Genomic DNA, 19,719 nt, shown 5'->3' on the forward strand with positions numbered 1-19,719 from the left:
AAATCACAGGTCCTTGCCTATGATCTCAGCCAGGGCACTGATGGTAGCTTCATTGCGCTTATAGTAGGTCCACTGGCCAATGCGCCGGACTTCTACAAGCCCGGCTCGATGGAGGGTGGCAAGATAATCGGACACCGTTGACTGCGATAGCCCGACGCCTTCCTGGATGCTGCTGACACAGACACCTACGACATCAACGTCACCTTCATCCTGTGGAGGGAAGTTCATCGCAGGATTTTTCAAGCCTTTCACGATCTCAAGGCGTGTCCGGTTTGAGAGGGCTTTGAATATCTCGAGCAATTCCATGGCCCGTATATATCGATATTTACCGATATGTCAATACTAACGGCGTCCGCAGCACTCTCACATGAATATTCTTGAGCGTCTGACGAGGGCAAGTAGCGTCCAGCGGTAAGCACCCGTAGCATTCACGAAAAACATCGGAGCGCTTCAAGTTGCATCAGTCGATTTTTGGCGTTCCGATGAACCGCAAGCACGATGCGTGACGGTTGCCAGCGAGGCAGCGCTGCCCTGAAGGGCCGCGCACGCCTTAGACCACGCATGGTCATCCACCGCCAATGCCGTCTGCAACCAGGCAAGGGTCAGGCGCTTGGTTGCCTCCAGCACTTCGGGCGCCTCGATATCGGTTTCGCGCGCGTCCAGCCCGGCGATGCCGCCAAGCCCATGCCCAACGCCATGCAGCGTGACCAATGCGTCAGAACCCTGTCCATCATGAAAGGCGTCGGCGTGCCACTCCGGGCCGCGCGTTGTGAAGTGCGGATCATCCGCATCACCACAGACGACAAGGCTGCGGGTGGTCAGGCCGGAAAAATCCACGTCGAAAAAAGGAAACCGGGCTGCATTGTCTGCGGTCAAATCCTTTCCGCCGCGGCCTGGAGCCGCCAGCAGAACACCCGCAGAAATCCGGGAATCCGAAAAATCCTCCCCATTCAGGCGCGCACCCAAAAGAAGCCCGACTGTGTGCCCTCCAAAGGAGTGACCGGCAGCCGCGATACGGGCATGATCCAGCCGGCCGTATATCGCGGGAGCCTGACGCTCCACCTCGACGATCAGATCAACAATGACCCGCAATTCCGCCACGCGCTCGCGCCAGAAAAAAGGCGCCCCGACCGCGTCGACTGACAATCCGCCGATACGAGAGCTGGCATGCGTCGGCTGGATCACGACAAAACCGCGCTCCGCCCAGAACTGTGCAAGAGGCGCATACCCGTCCTTCGAAGGCAGATAGCTGGACGGACCGAAACCGTGCGACAAAAGCAAGATGGGCAAGCTCTCACCGATGGCAGGTGCAGTAATGCGCAGCTCAAGCGGTGCCCGCCCCTCCATCGGCAGACGGACGGGCGTATAGGCCACCGTAAGTGCCGCCTTGGGCGAAGGAATGTGCCGAGCGAGGTTGATGAGATTGTTCATGGTCATATACCCCGATGACTGCCTAGCTTTCGGCCTGTCCTGCTTCACGGAACAGGGTCTGCGCATCGGCCCCTGCCGGGATTTTCATCGGTGCCTCAGGATCTGTTACCGCACGCATGATGGCCTGGACTACATCGTCGACCGTCGTCACCTCAGTTCCCGCACGCAACCTGTTGAGATAATCGTGGACGAATGTTTCGTAAGGGGCGGGAATATCCATTCCCATGCGCGCCACAGCGTTTTTCCCGAATGAGGTGGAGGGAGCGGAACCGGGCAAAACCAGCCGGATGCGCACGCCGAAAAGAGCGGCTTCAAGCGCGAGGCTTTCCGTGAAAGCGTTTAATGCCGCCTTGGAGGCGCTGTAGACGGACAGCGCTGGTAGCGGTTTTATGGTCACGCTGGAGCTGATGTTGACGATCACGCCCGCTTTCCGTTCGCGCATCTGCGGAAGAACGGCCTTTGCCATGGCAATCGCGCCGAAGACATTGGTTTCGAAGAGATCACGGACCTTCGACATCTCCGAGCCCTCCAACACGTTCAGCATGCCGACACCGGCGTTGTTCACCAGAGCATCAATCTCTCCCGCGGCCTCGACAGCTTTCTTGACGCTTTCGTCGCTGGTTACATCCAGCGCCAAAACTTTCAGCTTATCGGTATTCGGCAGCAGGTCAGGACGCGGGTTCCGCATGGTTGCAACCACATCCCAGCCCGCCTGCAGGAAGGCCTGCGCCGTGGCGAGCCCAAAACCGGAAGAGGTCCCGGTAACAAGTATCTTTGGCATGTTTGTTCTCCTGATGAGTGTGCCTCTAGTGATGGACGATTGCCTTGGGACTATCTATATTCGTTTGTCCGTATTTATTGAGCGTTCGTCCAAAACATGATCGATCCTATTGCTGAAGTCGTTTCCCTGCTGAAACCACGCCCATCCATAAGCAAACTAGTAACGGCTGGCGGCGAGTGGCTTGTCGAGCGCAAGGAGCTTGGCAGCCCATTTTATTGTGCGGTGGTGGAAGGTCGCTGCCTGATCACCATAAGCGGCAGTGAACCGATACTGCTGACCGCTGGCGATTTTGTTCTGGTCCCGGAGATTTTCTCATTCACGATGAGCAGTCTGGAAAGACCGCGCGGAACACTTCCACAGCGGCTTGAGACCAGTCCCGGCGTCTTCCGGCTGGGCGCCCCCGATGCCCCTGTGGACCTGCGAGCAATGGTAGGACATTGCGCCTTCGGATCCGATGACAAAGCCCTTCTCGTATCACTCCTGCCGCAAGTCATACATCTGCGTGGCGAGGACCGACTATCGGTACTGGTCAAGCTGATAAACGACGAGACCCGGCATGAGCGGGCTGCCCGCGAAATCGTGCTTACCAGGCTGCTTGAAGTCCTGCTGATTGAAGCATTGCGTTCAACGGCTGGCCCTGCGGGCCATCCCGGCCTTCTGCGCGGCATGGCCGATCCGCAACTGACGCCGGCATTGCTTCGGATACATGAAGATCCCAGCCAAAATCTCAGCGTGGAGAGCCTGGCTGAGCATACGGCCATGTCGCGTTCCTCCTTTTTTCAGCGGTTCCGCCGGGAGGTCGGCGTCGCGCCCATGGAATATGCGACCAGCTGGCGCATGGCGCTGGCGAAAAAGCTGCTGCGCGACGACGTCGCTACCGCAGAAGTCGCGAGGCGTGTCGGATATGGCTCGGCGAGTGCCTTCAGTGTGGCGTTCAGGCGGCACGTAGGCACTTCTCCCGGCGCCTATTGCCGCGAGAATTTTACCGGATAGGAGAGAGACCTGCCGACACTCGTGTGCCGGCAAATCCTCCCAACAGTCCCCTCACCGCCTGATCTGTCGACGAAATGGCTGCAGCGAACAGACCGATCAACGCACCGTACTTCAAGATTTAAAATGAGGTTCTTTCACATAGACCGGATACCTGCACTTGGCGGCCGAGGTAATGGCTCTGTCGATTTCCAGAGCCACAGCTGGATTTTCCGGCGATGTCGAAGCGATTTCAAAGCCGTCGGAATCGACGGTGAAGCCGCCTCCCCCGAAGACAGGATTATCCCCGGGGCGATGTCCGACGCGGTTAGAACTGAAAATGCAGGCGCCGCTTGCGATACCGGCCATGCTCGCCGCAGTTTTCCACATGCGATGATCAGTACCGGTTGCTCGTGGCACGGCGATCAGGTCGGCCCCCAGCTTGCCAAGGTGGCGTGCTTTTTCCACAAACATCAGCTCTGTACAAAGCAAAACACCGACCGTGAGCCCTGCAACCTTTATCACATCGAAACCGGGACGCCGAAGCTCGAACCAAGCTTCTTCCTCCCACCCTGGTTCAGATGGAAAATAGTGCTTCTGGTGGATGAATTCGTAACGGCCTTGCATCAGCACGAACCCCTCGTTCACAAGGCGATTGCCAGACAATACGGGACGCGATGAAATAACCGCCGCGACCGGGAGGCGCGACAGGCTGTCCAAAGCGCGCTCGTGAAGCGACGCCCATTCTCGAGCAGCATCAATGTCGAAACTGCGCATTGTCGGCTGCCAAAAGCCAAACGGCATTTCATTCGTTACAAGAATGTCATTCCTTGCATCACCGAGTTGCTTGGTGATCTCCTCCCAAGCCGCCTCGCCCGGCAACAGACCTTCCGGCCACTCCACCGACCACGCCCTAACCATCCGGCACTCCCTGATTATTATCGTTGAACGCCTGAGTTCAGCGCGATGTCGATGCAATGACCGTCAGCCAATTTTAATACGACCGCAATCACGCAAGGGCGCCGCCGTCCACCGTCAGGATCGTGCCGTTGATCTGCCGGGCAGCAGGCGTTGCGAGAAAAGCAACGGCCGCGGCAACATCTTCCGGCTGACCAAAACGGCCGAGGGGGATCAGGCTACGCTGGAAATCAGCAAACTCGCTTGTTTCCGGATTGGCATCGGTATTCGTAGAGCCCGGCTGAACGAGATTGACCGTTATATCCCGAGGCCCCAGTTCGCGCGCCAGGCCGCGGTTGAACGCCTGCAGCGCGGCCTTGGTCATGTAATAGACCGTGCTGCCTTCTCCCACGCTTCGGTCTGCACCGGCTGAGCCGATGGTTATCACGCGACCGCCCTCCTTGAGGTGCGGAATGGCCGCCTTGGACGCAAGCACCGGCCCACGCACGTTGACCGCGAACAGCGCATCGAAGTCTTCGACATTAAAGTCGGCTATGGTGTTGTATCGTGCGATCGCGGCATTATTGACCAGAATGTCGAGGCCACCCAGCGCGCGAACAGCTTCCTCAACGGATCGCCGAATCGCGTCGGGATCAGCGCTGTCAGCCTGGATCGCCACGGCCTTGCGTCCATTTTCTTCGATCGACCGAACAAGTTTCTGCGCGCTGTCGCCAGACCGTTCATAGGTAATCGCGACATTCGCACCCTTTTCGGACAGCGCTCGCACGATTGCCGCTCCGATACCACGCGATCCGCCTGTGACCAACGCGTTCTTCCCTGCCAGTTCCTGCATGATCCAAACCCTTTCAACTGATGTGACCCTGATGTTCGGATCGGAAGCCTATTTCTCCCGACGCGGATGATCCGGGCCGTTTCTCTGGTTGAGCATGAAGATAGGAAGATGCGCGTGAGGCCACATTCCCGATCTTCCCAAAGACTTGCCTGATTCTCCCAAACGCACTACCTGATCAGATATGCGAGAGTTTGCGAACGCGACGAATATCCTTCTCAGCGACCTGTCGCCCTTCGCTGGCGGGCAGAGGCGACTGACCGGGCTTCCAACTCCGGTTCCACGCCTCACGGTCTGGACCAGCACAGTCGACAACCCATCGACATCGGCGGTGTTCGAGCCCATGTTTTATGCGGTTTTACGCGGCACTAAGGTGTTGACCATGGGCGAAAATCGTTTCGAGCTTCTGGCGGGGAACTGCGCTGCCTCGTCGTTCGGCCTGCCCTACACGCATCAACTGACGGGCGCGAAGACAGACCTTCCCTATGTCGGCGTCAGTCTCCATCTCGATGTCACCCTGCTCACCCGGGTCATGCTCGATATGCCCAAACGGCATGATCGCTGGACATGTGCGGTAGCGGCCGGCGACCTGAACGGTCCTGTCGGCGAAACATTCGCACGCCTTGTCGGGCTTGTGAACACGCCCGACGACATCAGCGTGCTGGCACCGCATTACGAGTTCGAGCTTTACTACCGCCTGCTGCAAAGCTCCATGGGCGATACGCTCAGTCAGATCAACCAGCGCAACGAGCGGTTCCAACAGCTCAAGGCGGCAGCGGACTGGCTCGCAAACCATTACCGCGAAGCTGTCGTCATTCCAGATCTGGCGGCCTCATCCGGCATGAGCGTCACCTCGTTTCACCGACACTTCAAGGACGTGACGGGATTTAGCCCGCTCGCCTTTCAGCGGCAGATGCGCTTGCTCGAGGCGCGCAAGCGTCTTGTCGCCGGGAACACCAACGTATCGCATGTGGCATATGAAGTGGGTTATGCAAGCCCATCGCAATTCAGCCGGGAATACAAGAGCATGTTCGGCAGCGCTCCGGTTGCCGATCTGCAACGCTAAACCTAGCCAACACCTTCGATGTCTGGCCGCTTGAGACTTACGCCGCAGCATTGCCGCCCATTCACAATGGAGATTTGGCTACCTTGGTGGGTAGGGTTCGATATCCGCCGACCAATAATGTTTGGCGATAGCCTGGCCGTTACGGATGACATTGTAGGCGATATCCGGATCGCCTCCTTCGAAAGTATCCGGGTTTGCGCCGCATATCAGGCAATACATGCGCTGATGGATGACGCTTGCAAAATATTCCAGCGGCGGAGCGGTCTCCTCCTGCCCTATAGCTTTCATCTCGTCGGCAACCTGATTGCTGGCTTCTTCCAGGGCGACGGACAATGCAGCCGCCAGAGAATGATCCGCACGTCTGATAATATCGGCAATCTGCCTTTGGACCGGTGTGAGAACAGGACAGCTCTCCGTCATAACGTCACCTCGTGCTGAGCCAACCTTGTCATGTTTACGGTCATCCTGATTGCCTCGGCAGTGTGGTGAGGAGCGACATGTATCTTCGGGCATTCTCCGTGAATTCGCGATCCGTGTCAGAGACATTCTCAAGCGCCGCATGGCGCGCCTCCACCGCCGCCTCCATTCGATCACCAATCTGCGGATCAGAGGCACGTGCGTGGTCAACCAGAAGGCGGATCGCGGTTTTCAGCGCAAAATTCTCTGCGGCAAGTATCAACTGCCGTCGTTCGGATTCATCTTTTTCAATGTCTTCCGGCCGTTCCTTCCTTTTCCGATTTTCTCCGGAACGTCCACGCTCTTTCTCCCAATGACGGGCAACGCTGCGGCCGACATACAGAATTTTCCATGCGGTTTCAGGATCGCCCCCGGTATAGGTTTCGGGGTCGGCGCCGCACAGCCGCAGAAAAAGGTGACGAAGAACGCCTTCTGCAAAATAGTCATGCGGCGATCTAATCAAGCCAAACGATTGAAGCTCATGGCCCGCGGTATTCACGGCCCGATCGATCGCTTCGTTAACGTCTGCCCATAGCGCCTCGTCGGCCTTCTTCATCAGCTGGTTCATTTCCTGCATATTGTTCTCCTGCTCCGGCATACCCCCTTGCCCGAGCATATGTTCAATTTTCAAGCTATTCGGCAAGGCGACGGATTTGCGCCACTGCAGTTCGTCGCTCGGCAAGATTGCCCGGCGAGCGGCGTCTATTTCTGTGCAGGTTTTTGCGGCATATTCGCGAAAAGTGACGCCAGCCGCCGTGAGGCTCCCACCACGGGTGGTCCGGTCAAGAAGCCGGACGCCGAGTTCCGCTTCGAGACGGGCCAGCCGCCGACTGACCATAGACTTGGAAATCCCCAATCGTCGCGCCGCAGACGAAACCCCTCCGGAATCGGCAACTTCGACAAACGTGCGCAGATCTTCGACGTCCATTGGTGGCCCCATTTTACGCGATAGTCTGGGATCTAAAAGTTTCCTGCTGTCTTGACGATTGGGGCGACTTCCGTGCCCAGGAGTTCGATCGATCTCTTCATAGCCGACGTATCCAGAGAGGCCGTACTCATCTGGAAGGTGATGCGGGCAAGACCGCCGAGTGTTTCGCTCGCCCTCAGCATTTTCTCCGCAACGGTATTCGGATCCCCGACCAGAAATGCGCCGTCGGGGCCGGCCATGACATCAAACTGCTGGCGCGACGGCGGCGACCAGCCGCGTTCGCGACCGATCGTCGTTGTCAGATGCGCCCATCCTGGAAAGAAGGCATCCTTGGCGGCATCATTTGTCTCACCGACAAAACCCATCGCATGGATGCCGACCTTCAGTGTCTCCGGGGCATGTCCGGCGCGCCTGCCTGCTTCATGATAGAGATCAACGAGCGGACGGAACCGCTCGAAGCTGCCGCCAATGATTGCGACCATCAGCGGCAGGCCAAGCGCACCGGCGCGGGCGAAGGATTGCGGCGTGCCGCCAACCCCGATCCAGACCGGAAGCTTTTGCTGGTGCGGGCGCGGAAAGACGCCCTGCCCCGCCAATGACGGCCGAAACCGCCCTTCCCAGGTGACATGCTTCGTTTCGCGAAGCTCCAGCAACAGGTCGAGCTTTTCTGCGAAGAGGTCGTCGTAATCACGCGTATCGAGGCCGAACAGTGGATAAGCCTCAACGAAGGAACCGCGGCCGACGACAATTTCCGCGCGGCCTTTCGAGATCAGGTCAAGCGTTGCGAATTCCTGGAAGACGCGCACCGGGTCCGCCGCGCTCAAGACGGTGACCGCGCTCGTCAACCTGATCCGATCTGTCCGGGCCGCCGCGGCCGCCAGGATGACCGCGGGCGCAGAATCCAGAAACTCGCCGCGATGATGCTCACCAATGCCGAAGACATCGATGCCGACGCGATCGGCGGTCACGACCTCTTCTATCAGTTCGGCCATACGATCGGTCGCAGACGGTGGTTTGCCTGTCGCGGGATCCGGGAGAATTGCTGCAAAACTGTCGACACCGATTTCCATGCATGGGCCTTTGAATAATGATCGCAATACGGGTTAGTCCGCGCTGGCGACTGGAAATCGCCGGCGCGGTATTGGAAATGGCATCACGGGATCGCGCGGCCAGAGTGCGTGGCGAATACGCGTTCCTGGAAGCCCGTCAGCCGTTCCAGTGCTTAGTGTCCACCGGCATTGGAGGTCGGCACCGGTGTATTCAACAGTTGCTGCTCCCACAGGTAGGCCATACCGCTACCGGCCAGATGATCCTTGAGGAGCTCGACGAGTGCGGGACCCGTTTTGGTCCGTCGGTAGTCGCGCTGCCATTCAGCGACGAGTGCAAACCAGGTCATCATGTTACAGCCTGCCGCGATCATGCGCTGAATGGAGACCTGATGGGCTTCGAGTGACACGCCACCGCATGCGTCGGTAATGACGGTCACATCCCAGCCTTCGCCGGCTGCCTGAATTGCCGGCATCGCAACGCAGATCTCCGTAAAGAGGCCCGCTATGATCAGCTGCTTACGCCCGGTGGCCTTGACAGCATCGACAACATTCTCGTCTTCCCAGGTATTGACCCAGGTTCTGTCGATCACTTCCTGACCCGGAAAGACATTCGTAATCTGCGGAAAGATGAGACCACCGCGATCGGCGAGGACACTGGTCAGAATGGTAGGGACATCAAAGGCTTTGGCCGCTTTCGCCAGGCCTGCGGAATTGTTCACCACCATGTGCGGATCATGGCTGTTAATATTGGTGAGCTGGTAGGGCTGGTGGTCAATCAGAACGAGAACCGAATCTTCCGGGCGAAGAAGCGACGCAAGGCCGTTGCGAAACGTCATCGATAAATCCTCCATTGTCATTTCGTCAAAATGATTGATTTGTCAGAGACATCAGCTGACAGCTGAGCTGCAGACACGCAAAGACTGTCATCCCGGCTCGCAATGCGGTAGTGCTCGTTCATGTTGTGCTGTGTTGCGAAATAGGGAACGCCAGTTTGGACACCGAAGACTTGCGGACATTTGTCGAAGTGGCAGATTCCGGCGGCGTTTCGGCCGCTGCGTCGCGGCTCGGCATCTCGAAATCCATGGTCAGCCGTCGATTGGCCCGGCTTGAGGCGGAGCTTGGCACCCAGCTTTTAGCGAGGACCACCCGCGGCGCCTCACTCACGGAAGCTGGAACAATATTCCGGGACTATGCGGCAAGGATCAGCGGCGAAATCGACAGCGCCAGGGAGACACTTCTGCCCGCGGGTGAGTTGAGTGGCCGTCTTCGTATTGCCGCCCCCCTGTCATTCGGGCCAACCCATCTCGCGCCGGTCATTGCGGCAATGGCGCAACGCTATCCCCAGCTGCAGGTGCAGACCTGCTATAGCGATCAATTCGTCGATCTCATTGCGGAAGGCTATGATTGCGCCATAAGGCTGGGCCGTCTTCAGGATTCGAACTTGATCGCGAAGCGTATCGGCCCGCTGTTCGGCAGACTGGTTGCGAGCCCCGATTATGTTGCCAGGCACGGCTCTCCCGAAAAGCCGGAAGACCTCATGAACCATCAGGCACTCATGCAGGGCACAGAGGCATGGCGGTTTATGGATGGCGAGAAAACAGTGACCATCAATCCACGAGGTCGTTTCAAGGCTGACAATGCCGTCGCTCTCGTGGCCGCCGCCGTTGCAGGTGTGGGGATCGCACTCGTTCCCAACGGTGTGACTGACGAATACGTTGCTTCCGGCGCTCTGTTGGCACTCATGCCGCACCACCCGCCACCGCCCGCAGGCATTTATGTTGTCCGTCCACCGGCTCAGTATCCGACCAGAAAGGTGCGTATTCTCACCGACATACTGACCGAGTGTTTTGGCCGGGCCGTAACCCCGCAAGCCTGAGGCTGGCGACACAATCAGGAACGGCTAACCAGGGCGAACCGACCGTGATGCCTCCCGCGCGCTTGCTCCATAGTTTCGTTCCCGCCAGAACCCCGATGAATGGCAGCCTGACGCGTCTTTCCGTCGCTCTTCCTTCCAATAGGCCCGGATTGGCGACTGCGAGAAATCTTTTCGGCGGAAGCGAAGCGCAACTGGATCGGGCTTCGTGCCCGCTATTCGGCCAGGTGTTTTGAATAGAATCCCGCTAAACTCTCGACCGCCTGACCTACATATTCCGGCTTGTAGTACATGTCATAATGTCCAGCGCCTTCAACAGCCAGAAAGTGCTTTTCCCTTGCCGGTGAACGCTCATAAAGCCGCTCTCCTGCCTCGTATTGTCCGGTCGTCCCACGACGGCCGCCGACAATGACCTGAAGCGGCTGTGTCAAAAGGTCGGACACAAGTCCGAAGGCATCGAAGTTCAGGATATTGCCATAGCTGACGAAAAGCAGGCGGTTCGTGGAATTCGGATGGCGATACTGCGATTCCCGGTAAAATTTGACCGCTTCAAGCACGTCCGGATCCGTGATCCCCGCCTCTTCGGCGTCCTTCAAACTATCCGGAATCCACGGGTCCCTGCGCGGATTGCTACCGCGCGCTTCCGCTGTTCGCTGGGCTGCCACATCCACCAGAGCTTGGCGATAATCCGGAAGCAGACGTCGCAATGCCTCACCGATATCGTTTGCAACGACTGTTCCAACCGCCTTGAACCGGCGCTCCGTGAGGGCCGCATTGATGGCGTAGCCACCGCCCGCGCAGATACCCAAAAGGCCAACGCGCTCTTCGCCCACATAGGGCAAGGTCATCAGATAATCGACAGCGCAACGGATATCTTCAACACGGGCAGCCGGGTCCTCGAGATCTCTGGGATCACCACCGCTTTCGCCCTGATATGACGGATCGAATGTGAGAGCGACATAGCCCTTCGCGGCCAGTCTCTCGGCGTAGATCGCACCGATCTGCTCCTTGACGCTGCTGCCGGGCGTGACGAGCACAAGTGCCGGATATGACCGGCTGTCATCGAAGCCGGGAGGCAGATGCAGATTGCCGATAACCTCGATATTTCGGTTCCTGAACGAAATGCGTTTCATGTTGCTTCTCCTCCTCTCACATCGTTTTCAGCATGCGTTGCCAACAGATCCGTCAACGGCAAGAACGATCGAACAAGGCTCCCATGAACGCACCGTGCAGCGTCGAGCGGCGATCAAAGCATCTTGCGACCGGCAGACGGAATCCGGCAGATCGGCGTATTTCAGCACTGTCGGACGACGTGGATTCTCATGGACTGCAGGCTCATGTTCGTTTCCTCCGCGATGCGTGGGACTGTTCATTCAGCTGACAGGTGCGACACCTTCAGGACGTGCGAGCCGCCAGGATATGTTCCAGGTCCTTCAGCGCCGCAGCCGCCGTCGCCAGTGGCTCCTTGCCGGATCCGATCGCCAAAGTTTCGCCCATCGCATCGGTCACGATGCGGATCGCCTTGTCCTTGCCGCGGATATTGGCGAAAGGGTCGGCAGGCGGATAGGTCCGGATGCCGACCGCGGCGCGGATTGCGCCGTTCTCGCGCCACAGGCGGCCGACGAGTTTCGGCACAAGCCCTTGCCCGCGCCATGTCTCGATCCGCTCGGTGGTGACCGACTGGATACCCTCGACGTCGAGATCATCCATCGTAAGGTCAGCGCTGAGGCCGAAGTTGGCGATGAGCAACAGCTTGCAGGCGGTATCCCAGCCCTCCGTGTCGTTGCGCGGATCGGCCTCGGCAAAACCGCCAAGCTGCGCCTCGCGCAAGGCCTCGTCAAAGCCGACCCTTCGCGTCGTCATCGCATCGAGCAGGTAATTGGTGGTGGCATTGAGGATGCCTTCGACTTCCAGCACCTCGCAGCCCTTGAGACTATGCACGACCAGATCGATCGTCGGCAGGGCGGCCGCAGCCGCACCGCTGAGTTTCAGGAGCGCGCCGGAGCTTTCGGCCAGCGCCTTGAGTTCCCGTCCGCTATGAACCAGCGCGCCCTTCGAAATGACGATCGTGTCGCGCCCGGCTGAAAGGGACCCGCGAAGATAGGCAAGCCCCGGGCCCCCGGTGCGGAAATCGCTCGGCCCTGCCTCTATCAGGATATCGGCGGCGCTTTCCTCGATGAGGGCCGGGCCCGACAAGCCATCCTCTAGCGTGGCGAGTTGCGCCGCTTCCAGCCCGTCCGCGCTCACTGCGCCGGCGCGCGATCCACAGACAGCCACGAGCCGCACATCCGCGCCATAAACCTCTCGGTACCGTCCCCGCCGGGACAGGAGCAGGTTTGCCGTCGCCCGCCCCACGCCGCCGAAACCTGCAATCGCAACCCTGAATGTCGTCATCGTCCCTGCTCTTCTGGCTATTTCGCTGGCGCCGGGCTCAGCGGCTCGGGCACCGGCCGGACATGCAAATGGTCGAGGCCCGACATGGCGTCGCCCTGCACCTGCTCGGACAGCCGCTCATTGTCCCGCCGACGAACGTCCTCTGCTGCTTCCTCCACGTCAAGCTCGGCATAACCCAGCGCACGCAAACCTTCCGCACCCATCATGTAAGCGGATTCGACCGTTTCGCGAATCTGGTAGTCGACACCGGCGCGGATCAGATCCACGGCATGGGCACGGTCATAGCTGCGCACCAGTATCTTTGCCTGGGGGAATTCATGCTGCGCCAGTTCGACGACCTGCAGCGCGGCTTTCGGGTCGTTGATGCAGATCAGCAAGGCCTCGGCCGAACCGGCGCCGGAATGATGCAGCGTGTCGAGACGCGTGCCGTCGCCGAAAAACACCTTGAAGCCGAACCGCCCCGCTTCGCGGATGCGGTCGGGGTTCATGTCGATGACGGACAGATTGACACCTTTCGACAGAAGCAGTTGCGAGGCGATCTGGCCGAAACGGCCGAAGCCGATGATGAGCACCTTGCCGCTCAGGTCTCGCGCGGTTTCAACACCCTCCATCGAGGCCTTACTGCGCAATAACCGGTCCGCGGCAATCATCAACAGCGGTGTCAGCGCCATGGAAAAGATCACAACGGTGGTGAACAACGCATTTTCGCGCTGATCGATCACTCCGCCGGCAGTTGCGGCGGCATAAAGCACGAAGGCGAACTCGCCGCCCTGCAGGAACATCGAGGTGCGGTGCAACGCCTGATGGTTGGAGCCGCCGAACAGACGGGCAACCCCATAGACCACCGCGCCCTTGGCGATGGTGAAGGCAACCAGCATGGCGATGAGCAGGGCCCATTCGGCGGCCACGACGGCAAGGTCCAGCGACATGCCGACGGCCATGAAAAACAGGCCCATCAGCAGGCCGCGAAACGGCTCGATATCGCCTTCGATCTGGTGCCGGTAGCTGGAACTCGACAGCATCACACCGGCCAGAAAGGCGCCCATCGCCATGGAAAGCCCGACGCCCGCCATCAGCAGGGCCGCTCCCAGCACCACCAGCAGCGCGCCTGCCGTCATCACCTCCCTCGTTCTTGCCCGCGCCAGAAGGGCAAAGAACGGATTCAGTCCCCATTTCGACACGCCGAGAAGAACGAGCAGCGCACCGAGCGCCATCAGCACATCCATCCATCCCGACTGCCCCTGTGACAACGGCGACAGGAAGGCAACCACCGCCAGAAGCGGCACGATCATCAGGTCCTCGAAGAGGAGGATCGACACGGACTTCTGTCCCTCGGCGCTTGAAATCTCGCCGCGATCCTGCAGCACCGACATGATGACGGCGGTCGAGGAGAGCACGAAACCGGCACCCGCCACAAAGGCCACCGTCGCCGGCAGGCCGAAGGCGAGCATGCCCGCGAGCGACAGGGCCGTCGTCGCTGCCGCCACCTGCACAAGGCCGAGCCCAAAAATCTGGCCGCGCATGGCCCACAGCTTGTGAGGTCTGAGCTCCAACCCGATAACGAACAGGAACATCACCACGCCCAGCTCGGAAAAATGCAGGATCGACAGGGCATCGGTAAAAAGACCCAGCACCGACGGGCCGACCAAAACGCCGGCTGCGAAATATCCGAGAACGGAGCCGAGACCGAGCCGCCGAAAAAAGGGCACAGCGACCACGGCAGCCCCCATCAGCACGATCGCCGGTCCGATCGTCTGCCCCAAACTCGCTTCAGCCATGCATTGCTCTCCGATTCTCTGCCTTCAGGCCCTCGGTGCCATCCAACGATCCGCCCGGAAAAAAGAGGCAAAACGGCCGCGAATCTTGCACCATCCATTGTATCTGATGGCCGTAGCTAGCGTTGCAATCATGAGACGGACAGTCACTTGTTCTGCAAAAGTCTGTCGCAATTGGCGGAACGCCAAATCGCTGGATGCCGGGCTGAAAGTCTGCAAACTGAGTAGGCCCGCAATGTGTGGATGTTGATGACTTGTCGACCACGGGTGGCGAACCAACATTCATTCGCGACGAAGCAAACCCGATTTCAATAACACTGAAAACGAATTCAGACAGGGAGTTTTCCATGACCAATCTTGCGGCGGCCGCCCTTGTCGCAGCTTCGCTCTTGTCCGGGACGGCGATCGCGCAACAGGCCAAGCCCACCATCGTCCTCGTACACGGCGCATTCGCCGATGCTTCAAGCTGGAATGGTGTGATTACGCATCTCCAGAAGGACGGATACAACACCATCGCCGTCGCCAATCCGCTGCGTAGTGTCGCGAACGACGCACGGTTCGTTTCCGATGTCATCGGCAGCATCGAGGGACCTGTCGTTCTCGTCGGTCATTCCTACGGTGGTCAGGTCATCTCCAATGCCGCGAACGGGCACGAGAATGTCAGGTCGCTCGTATACGTGGCAGCCTTCGCGCCGGACGTTGGCGAAGCAGCGGCCGACCTTGCCGGCAGGTTTCCCGGGAGCACGCTCGTTGAAGCGCTTGCTGCACCAGTTAAGCTGGCCGATGGTGGCATCGACCTTTACATCGACCAAGCAAAATTCCATGCGCAGTTCGCCCACGATGTTCCGAGTGAAGCCGTTGCAGTTATGGCCGCGGGTCAACGGCCGATCACGCAGGCGGCGCTGACGGAAAATTCCGGCGAACCCGCCTGGAAATCGATCCCGTCTTATTTCGTTTATGGCGATGGCGACAAGAACATTCCGGCCAAGGCACTCGGCTTCATGGCTGAACGCGCGGGCTCGCGGCGTACCGTCGTGGTGGAGGGTGCATCACATGTTGTCATGATCTCGAAACCGGAGATCGTGGCAGATGTTATAGAGAATGCCGCGAAATAGTGCGCTGTTGCGGCATTCGCCGGGACAGCGCGATAATGGGGAAGAAAATCATGGCCAACGAAGCGACAGGGGAGGCTTCCCGTCAACGCGCCTTCATCGCCGATACTTTGGCACTCATCCTGTTTTTCACGACAACAGGGATCATCAACGAGCGCTTCATTGCCGGCATGACTTGGGAAGAAGTCTTCAAGGCCCGCCTGCTGGGAGCAGCTCTTATGGTTCCGGTGGCGCGGCCGTATGGCCTGTGGCGTGACTGGCTCATGCAGCATGCCGGTGAGACGCGGTTATCCCGACTGTTCTGGGATAGTACCGCGCTCATGACCTTTCAGGTGCCGATCTACGCAGCCATCATTGCGGTTAGCGGCGCGAAAGGTGGCGGTTTGCTGAGCGGAGTTCTCGGTGCGGCGATCATGATGCTGGTTCTCGGATCACCATATGGTGTGTTCCTGAACTGGGTCAGAGGTCTTTTCGGCCTTCCCAAAGGCGGACAGAAACCAATGTCACTGGATGTGTGAGATAACTGGATTGTTCGTATGATTGCATTGACGGGAACAGAGTATCCGATCATCCAGGCGCCGATGGCTGGGGTGTCCACCCCAGCGCTTGCGGCGGCTGTTTCCAATGCGGGTGGTCTCGGATCACTTGGGATCGGTGCAAGTTCGCTCGCTCAGGCAAGAGCGATGATCCTTCAGGCCCGATCGCTCACCAACCGGCCAATCAACGTCAATGTCTTCTGCCACGCACCGGCTCGCCGCAATGAAGTCGTTGAGACCGCATGGATCCGGCATCTTTCTCCACTGTTTGCCGAACTTGGCGCGCAGGTGCCCGGGCAACTGAACGAAATCTATCAATCTTTCCTCACTGATGAGGAAGCATTCCATATGCTGTTGGAGGTGAAGCCCGCCGTTGTCAGTTTTCATTTCGGCATCCCTGCTGCAGACAAGATAACTGCTTTCAAGGCAGCGGGCATGACCACGCTGGCGACTGCCACCAATCTGGAAGAAGCATTGGCCATCCAGAACGCCGGTATCGATGGGATTATTGCGCAAGGCATCGAGGCAGGCGGGCATCGCGGCATGTTTGACCCGGCAGAGACAGACGAGCGTCTGGGCACTTTGGATCTGCTACGGCAGTTGGTTCGTCACATCAACCGGCCAATCATCGCGGCGGGTGGCATCATGGATGGAGGCGGCGTTATGGCGGCACTCGATCTTGGCGCCGTAGCGGTGCAGCTCGGTACCGCCTTTATCCTGTGCCCGGAAACCGCCGCCGATACGGCTTACCGGCATACCCTCAAAACTGCACGGTCCGGCCAGACACGATTGACCTCGGTTATATCGGGCCGCCCCGCACGTGGCATCGTCAACCGATTGATAGAGCATGGCGAAGCTTCCATCAGCCCGCCACCGGCCGACTATCCGGTTGCCTATGACCTTGCAAAGCAGCTTCATGAAGAAGCGACCAAAATCGGAAACAGTGGTTTTGCCGCACACTGGGCCGGACAAGGCGCACCGTTTGCTCGGGAATTGCCGGCAGCGCAACTCATGCAGGTACTCGTCGATGAGTTAACGGCAGCCCGTTGCGAACATTAAAGCCAAACCAAACAGCGTTCCATCACCGCGAGTTCGCCCGGTTTTCGACCTTACAGCCATTCGACGACCGGGCAACGCTCACGATTTTCAGGCAATCGACCAAGGAGCGATAACCTGAAGCATCTGTGACCGTTGCCCCGCTCGTTTCCGAAGCTTTCCGGCATGCCCTAACCGTTGCTCGCCTCTTGCGAAAGCACCCTTGCGACCGCCGGATCCGCTTTGACCCTGTCGTGCAGGGCCTGTATGTTGGGATAGTCCGTCAGGCCACCCGGCAGGAGTTTTATCGCCCATCGGATCATCGGGAAGGAATAGGCATCGATGATCGAGCGCCCGCCATCAAGGATGAATTCACGGCCGCTCATATGACGCTCCAGAATACCGAACTGCTTGGCCACAAGCCGGTGGCCGGCCTCGACGACAGATCTGAGAGCGTTCTCGCTTTTGTCCGTCGTGTAACGGTCAGGCAAAAAGATCGGCCAGAAAGCAGCGTGAACATCCGAGGTGAAAAAGGCCGACCAACGATGCGCCTCTGCTTTTGCGCGTAGATCTTCACCGCCGCCAAGCGCAGCCTCGGGGTGCTTGTGTGACAGATAGTCGAGGATCGCGCCAGCCTGTGTCAAAAGCCAGCCATCGTCTTCGCGGAAGGTCGGCACTGCGCCGGCAGGATTGATCGCCAACAGTTTTTCAGAACCGTACTGAACCTTGATGGCCTCGTATGGCGCGCCGATCCATTCCAGCGCGATATGGGGCGCGAGCGAACATGCACCGGCCGCGTAATAAAGTGTGGGCATGGGTCTACCATAACCTTTCCGTCAAAGACCGGTCGGCAGCCTTCCTGACCACCAATCTGTCCTCAAACCTCAATTCGGGATCAAACCCGCACATGCTTGTATGCCGGCTTTCGAGACAGACCTTGTCACTCGTGCACGCAATACGATAGTGCTGCGCAACGCCAAACAATGTCGCGGAATGGGGAACGCAGCTTGGAAGTGGAGGACATGCGGACATTCGTGGAGGTTGCCGATGCGGGAGGAATAACCTCCGCTGCGCGGCGGCTCGGCATCTCGAAGTCGATGGTCAGCCGGCAACTGCACCGACTGGAATCGGAACTGGGCGTACAGCTTCTGGCCCGGACGACACGCGGCGCGTCACTCACTGAAGCTGGAGCAACATTTCGCGATCACGCAGCCAAGGTATGTGCCGAGATCGACGTCGCGCAGGAAACCATCCTGCCGGATGGTGAACTCCGCGGCCTGCTGCGGATTGCAGCCCCTCTCTCATTCGGCCCCACGCACTTTGCGCCGGTGCTCGTGGAAATGGCCAGACGCCATCCACACCTTAAGGTCCACATCAACTTCAGCGATCACGCTGTCGACCTGGCTGCCGAAGGTTTCGATTGTGCGATCCGCCTCGGTTATCTGCGGAACTCCGATCTCAAATGGACCCGCATTGCACCCGTTTTCGGTACTGTGGTTGCGAGTCCCGACTATATCAAGAGACACGGCGCTCCTGAAACGCTGGCGGAACTGGTCGAGCATCAGGCGGTGATGCAAGGCACCGAAAAATGGCAACTCATGGATGGCGATGAGGTCGTTGCCGTCAGCCCTAGCGGACGTTTCAAAGCGGACAATGGAACAGCGCTTGTTTCGGCGGCACTCGCGGGGCTCGGCGTGGCGCTTCTTCCCACCGGTCTCATTCGGGAACACCTTGAATCAGGTGCGCTGGTTCCGGTCATGGCCCGACACCCCGTTCCCGTCGCGGGCATATATATCGTCTGCCCTCAAACACCCTATCCTGCCCGCAAGGTGCGGATACTTGCTGAAATGCTGATTGAGAGTTTTGACCCCGCCCCTGTATCAGGCGGTTAAAAGCCGGTTCATTCTATGCGGATGCCGAAAAGGACATGGGCGAACGGTCCGGATCAGAGCCCTGCGGCCGCCTGGCTCAAACCCGGCTCAAGATATTCGATCAACATTTCACTGAGAACTCGAACTTTGCGGTTGGGTTGCTCACCGGGAGGCCGGACAACATATATTCCCGCCTGCGGAAGAGGGTAACGGCTCATGACCGGAACCAGCCTGCCGGCTAAAAGGTGATCCCGAATGAACTGGTTGGCCAGTGCCGCAATCCCCAGACCGGCGACGGCGGCGTCGGCGAGAACCGTCCCATTATCCACCTTGAAGCGCCCTCTGGGACTGACGGTGATCAGCTTGTCGCCATCCATGAGTTTCCATGTTTCCGACCCTCCCATCAAGGCCTGATGCGCGGAGAGTTCCTCCAGGGTTTCCGGCGCTCCATGCCGCCTGATATAGTCTGGACTGGCGACGAGCTTGCCGTGCAGTGGGCCGACGCGTCTTGCGATCAGGTTCGAGTCGTCGAGAAAGCCCAAACGGATGCCGCAATCGAAGCCTTCGGCAACCAGGTCCACGAACCGCTCACCATAGGATGTGTGAATCTGGAGCTGCGGGTGTCGCCGACCCATCTCCGCCAGTACCGGCGCAAAATGTGTCGGACCAAACGACAACGGCGCCGCCACACGAAAA

21 protein-coding genes are annotated in these 19,719 nt (G+C 59.0%); 7 read left to right on the top strand and 14 right to left on the bottom strand.

What is annotated here, in order from left to right:
- Nucleotides 1–3 precede the first annotated feature (3 nt).
- The 3 genes from GAO09_RS03570 to GAO09_RS03580 form a co-directional block, all read right to left on the bottom strand.
- Nucleotides 4–306: an ArsR/SmtB family transcription factor gene (locus GAO09_RS03570; protein WP_153352641.1), complete on the bottom strand. Its 303-nt coding sequence runs from the start codon at nt 304–306 to the stop codon at nt 4–6.
- Between the two features lie 144 nt (nt 307–450).
- Complete coding sequence (locus GAO09_RS03575; RefSeq protein ID WP_153352642.1) at nt 451–1,431, bottom strand: alpha/beta hydrolase family protein; 981 nt, start codon at nt 1,429–1,431, stop codon at nt 451–453.
- Nucleotides 1,432–1,453: 22 nt separating this feature from the next.
- Nucleotides 1,454–2,212 carry an SDR family oxidoreductase gene (locus tag GAO09_RS03580; RefSeq protein ID WP_153352643.1) on the bottom strand — a complete coding sequence of 253 codons (759 nt, stop codon included), beginning with the start codon at nt 2,210–2,212 and terminating at the stop codon, nt 1,454–1,456.
- A gap of 96 nt (nt 2,213–2,308) precedes the next feature.
- Here GAO09_RS03580 and GAO09_RS03585 point away from each other — a divergent pair, with 96 nt between their 5' ends.
- Complete coding sequence (locus GAO09_RS03585; protein WP_153352644.1) at nt 2,309–3,205, top strand: AraC family transcriptional regulator; 897 nt, start codon at nt 2,309–2,311, stop codon at nt 3,203–3,205.
- Nucleotides 3,206–3,316: 111 nt separating this feature from the next.
- On the opposite strand, the gene GAO09_RS03590 is transcribed toward GAO09_RS03585, so the two are convergent.
- Nucleotides 3,317–4,084: a carbon-nitrogen hydrolase family protein gene (locus GAO09_RS03590; RefSeq protein ID WP_338015040.1), complete on the bottom strand. Its 768-nt coding sequence runs from the start codon at nt 4,082–4,084 to the stop codon at nt 3,317–3,319.
- A 106-nt stretch (nt 4,085–4,190) separates the two neighbouring features.
- Complete coding sequence (locus GAO09_RS03595) at nt 4,191–4,931, bottom strand: SDR family NAD(P)-dependent oxidoreductase (protein WP_153352646.1); 741 nt, start codon at nt 4,929–4,931, stop codon at nt 4,191–4,193.
- A gap of 181 nt (nt 4,932–5,112) precedes the next feature.
- On the opposite strand from GAO09_RS03595, the gene GAO09_RS03600 reads away from it, so the two are divergent.
- Entirely contained in the window at nt 5,113–5,994 is an 882-nt protein-coding gene (locus GAO09_RS03600; RefSeq protein ID WP_153352647.1) for an AraC family transcriptional regulator, read from the top strand.
- 78 nt (nt 5,995–6,072) lie between these two features.
- Here the strand turns inward: GAO09_RS03600 and GAO09_RS03605 are convergent, their stop codons facing one another.
- The 4 genes from GAO09_RS03605 to GAO09_RS03625 form a co-directional block, all read right to left on the bottom strand.
- Entirely contained in the window at nt 6,073–6,414 is a 342-nt protein-coding gene (locus tag GAO09_RS03605) for a hypothetical protein (protein ID WP_153352648.1), read from the bottom strand.
- A gap of 40 nt (nt 6,415–6,454) precedes the next feature.
- Nucleotides 6,455–7,378, bottom strand: coding sequence for a LysR family transcriptional regulator (locus GAO09_RS29855; RefSeq protein ID WP_235937893.1), 924 nt, complete (start codon nt 7,376–7,378; stop codon nt 6,455–6,457).
- A 32-nt stretch (nt 7,379–7,410) separates the two neighbouring features.
- Nucleotides 7,411–8,448: an LLM class flavin-dependent oxidoreductase gene (locus GAO09_RS03620; protein WP_153352649.1), complete on the bottom strand. Its 1,038-nt coding sequence runs from the start codon at nt 8,446–8,448 to the stop codon at nt 7,411–7,413.
- A gap of 152 nt (nt 8,449–8,600) precedes the next feature.
- Nucleotides 8,601–9,263, bottom strand: a complete 663-nt coding sequence (locus GAO09_RS03625) for a hydrolase (protein WP_153352650.1) — start codon at nt 9,261–9,263, stop codon at nt 8,601–8,603.
- A 155-nt stretch (nt 9,264–9,418) separates the two neighbouring features.
- Between GAO09_RS03625 and GAO09_RS03630 the strand changes: the two genes are divergently transcribed.
- Nucleotides 9,419–10,303, top strand: a complete 885-nt coding sequence (locus tag GAO09_RS03630) for a LysR family transcriptional regulator (protein WP_153352651.1) — start codon at nt 9,419–9,421, stop codon at nt 10,301–10,303.
- Nucleotides 10,304–10,515: 212 nt separating this feature from the next.
- Here GAO09_RS03630 and GAO09_RS03635 read toward each other — a convergent pair whose 3' ends face one another.
- The 3 genes from GAO09_RS03635 to GAO09_RS03645 all read right to left on the bottom strand — a co-directional run bounded on the left by GAO09_RS03635 (nt 10,516) and on the right by GAO09_RS03645 (nt 14,472).
- Nucleotides 10,516–11,433 (bottom strand): alpha/beta hydrolase, encoded by a 918-nt coding sequence (locus GAO09_RS03635; protein WP_153352652.1) that lies wholly within the window; start codon nt 11,431–11,433, stop codon nt 10,516–10,518.
- Nucleotides 11,434–11,695: 262 nt separating this feature from the next.
- Nucleotides 11,696–12,694 carry a homoserine dehydrogenase gene (locus tag GAO09_RS03640; RefSeq protein WP_153352653.1) on the bottom strand — a complete coding sequence of 333 codons (999 nt, stop codon included), beginning with the start codon at nt 12,692–12,694 and terminating at the stop codon, nt 11,696–11,698.
- A 17-nt stretch (nt 12,695–12,711) separates the two neighbouring features.
- Nucleotides 12,712–14,472, bottom strand: coding sequence for a monovalent cation:proton antiporter-2 (CPA2) family protein (locus GAO09_RS03645; RefSeq protein ID WP_153352654.1), 1,761 nt, complete (start codon nt 14,470–14,472; stop codon nt 12,712–12,714).
- A 344-nt stretch (nt 14,473–14,816) separates the two neighbouring features.
- On the opposite strand from GAO09_RS03645, the gene GAO09_RS03650 reads away from it, so the two are divergent.
- From GAO09_RS03650 to GAO09_RS03660, 3 genes are read left to right on the top strand one after another with little or no spacing between them, the layout of a single operon-like run.
- Nucleotides 14,817–15,584: an alpha/beta fold hydrolase gene (locus GAO09_RS03650; RefSeq protein WP_153352655.1), complete on the top strand. Its 768-nt coding sequence runs from the start codon at nt 14,817–14,819 to the stop codon at nt 15,582–15,584.
- 50 nt (nt 15,585–15,634) lie between these two features.
- Entirely contained in the window at nt 15,635–16,099 is a 465-nt protein-coding gene (alaE, locus tag GAO09_RS03655) for an L-alanine exporter AlaE (protein ID WP_153352656.1), read from the top strand.
- 18 nt (nt 16,100–16,117) lie between these two features.
- Nucleotides 16,118–17,176, top strand: a complete 1,059-nt coding sequence (locus GAO09_RS03660; protein ID WP_153352657.1) for an NAD(P)H-dependent flavin oxidoreductase — start codon at nt 16,118–16,120, stop codon at nt 17,174–17,176.
- Between the two features lie 167 nt (nt 17,177–17,343).
- Here the strand turns inward: GAO09_RS03660 and GAO09_RS03665 are convergent, their stop codons facing one another.
- A complete protein-coding gene (locus tag GAO09_RS03665) occupies nt 17,344–17,967 on the bottom strand; it encodes a glutathione S-transferase family protein (protein WP_153352658.1) in 624 nt (207 codons plus the stop codon).
- A 192-nt stretch (nt 17,968–18,159) separates the two neighbouring features.
- Here GAO09_RS03665 and GAO09_RS03670 point away from each other — a divergent pair, with 192 nt between their 5' ends.
- A complete protein-coding gene (locus GAO09_RS03670; protein ID WP_153352659.1) occupies nt 18,160–19,044 on the top strand; it encodes a LysR family transcriptional regulator in 885 nt (294 codons plus the stop codon).
- A 53-nt stretch (nt 19,045–19,097) separates the two neighbouring features.
- Here GAO09_RS03670 and GAO09_RS03675 read toward each other — a convergent pair.
- On the bottom strand, nt 19,098–19,719 hold a 622-nt coding region (locus GAO09_RS03675; RefSeq protein ID WP_153352660.1), incomplete at its 5' end, for a substrate binding domain-containing protein.

It is taken from the genome of Endobacterium cereale (genome assembly GCF_009617585.1).
In the GTDB taxonomy this organism is placed as follows: Bacteria; Pseudomonadota; Alphaproteobacteria; order Rhizobiales; family Rhizobiaceae; genus Neorhizobium; species Neorhizobium cereale.

Excerpts from the sequence above, each read along its gene's own strand:
- GAO09_RS03620 (WP_153352649.1), bottom strand. The coding sequence starts at position 8,448 with ATGGAAATCGGTGTCGACAGTTTTGCAGCAATTCTCCCGGATCCCGCG.
- GAO09_RS03575 (WP_153352642.1), bottom strand. The coding sequence starts at position 1,431 with ATGAACAATCTCATCAACCTCGCTCGGCACATTCCTTCGCCCAAGGCG.
- GAO09_RS03650 (WP_153352655.1), top strand. The coding sequence starts at position 14,817 with ATGACCAATCTTGCGGCGGCCGCCCTTGTCGCAGCTTCGCTCTTGTCC.
- GAO09_RS03600 (WP_153352647.1), top strand. The coding sequence starts at position 5,113 with ATGCGAGAGTTTGCGAACGCGACGAATATCCTTCTCAGCGACCTGTCG.
- GAO09_RS03660 (WP_153352657.1), top strand. The coding sequence starts at position 16,118 with ATGATTGCATTGACGGGAACAGAGTATCCGATCATCCAGGCGCCGATG.
- GAO09_RS03595 (WP_153352646.1), bottom strand. The coding sequence starts at position 4,931 with ATGCAGGAACTGGCAGGGAAGAACGCGTTGGTCACAGGCGGATCGCGT.
- GAO09_RS03635 (WP_153352652.1), bottom strand. The coding sequence starts at position 11,433 with ATGAAACGCATTTCGTTCAGGAACCGAAATATCGAGGTTATCGGCAAT.
- GAO09_RS03625 (WP_153352650.1), bottom strand. The coding sequence starts at position 9,263 with ATGACGTTTCGCAACGGCCTTGCGTCGCTTCTTCGCCCGGAAGATTCG.
- GAO09_RS03570 (WP_153352641.1), bottom strand. The coding sequence starts at position 306 with ATGGAATTGCTCGAGATATTCAAAGCCCTCTCAAACCGGACACGCCTT.
- GAO09_RS03645 (WP_153352654.1), bottom strand. The coding sequence starts at position 14,472 with ATGGCTGAAGCGAGTTTGGGGCAGACGATCGGACCGGCGATCGTGCTG.
- GAO09_RS29855 (WP_235937893.1), bottom strand. The coding sequence starts at position 7,378 with ATGGACGTCGAAGATCTGCGCACGTTTGTCGAAGTTGCCGATTCCGGA.
- alaE (WP_153352656.1), top strand. The coding sequence starts at position 15,635 with ATGGCCAACGAAGCGACAGGGGAGGCTTCCCGTCAACGCGCCTTCATC.
- GAO09_RS03665 (WP_153352658.1), bottom strand. The coding sequence starts at position 17,967 with ATGCCCACACTTTATTACGCGGCCGGTGCATGTTCGCTCGCGCCCCAT.
- GAO09_RS03605 (WP_153352648.1), bottom strand. The coding sequence starts at position 6,414 with ATGACGGAGAGCTGTCCTGTTCTCACACCGGTCCAAAGGCAGATTGCC.
- GAO09_RS03640 (WP_153352653.1), bottom strand. The coding sequence starts at position 12,694 with ATGACGACATTCAGGGTTGCGATTGCAGGTTTCGGCGGCGTGGGGCGG.
- GAO09_RS03580 (WP_153352643.1), bottom strand. The coding sequence starts at position 2,212 with ATGCCAAAGATACTTGTTACCGGGACCTCTTCCGGTTTTGGGCTCGCC.
- GAO09_RS03585 (WP_153352644.1), top strand. The coding sequence starts at position 2,309 with ATGATCGATCCTATTGCTGAAGTCGTTTCCCTGCTGAAACCACGCCCA.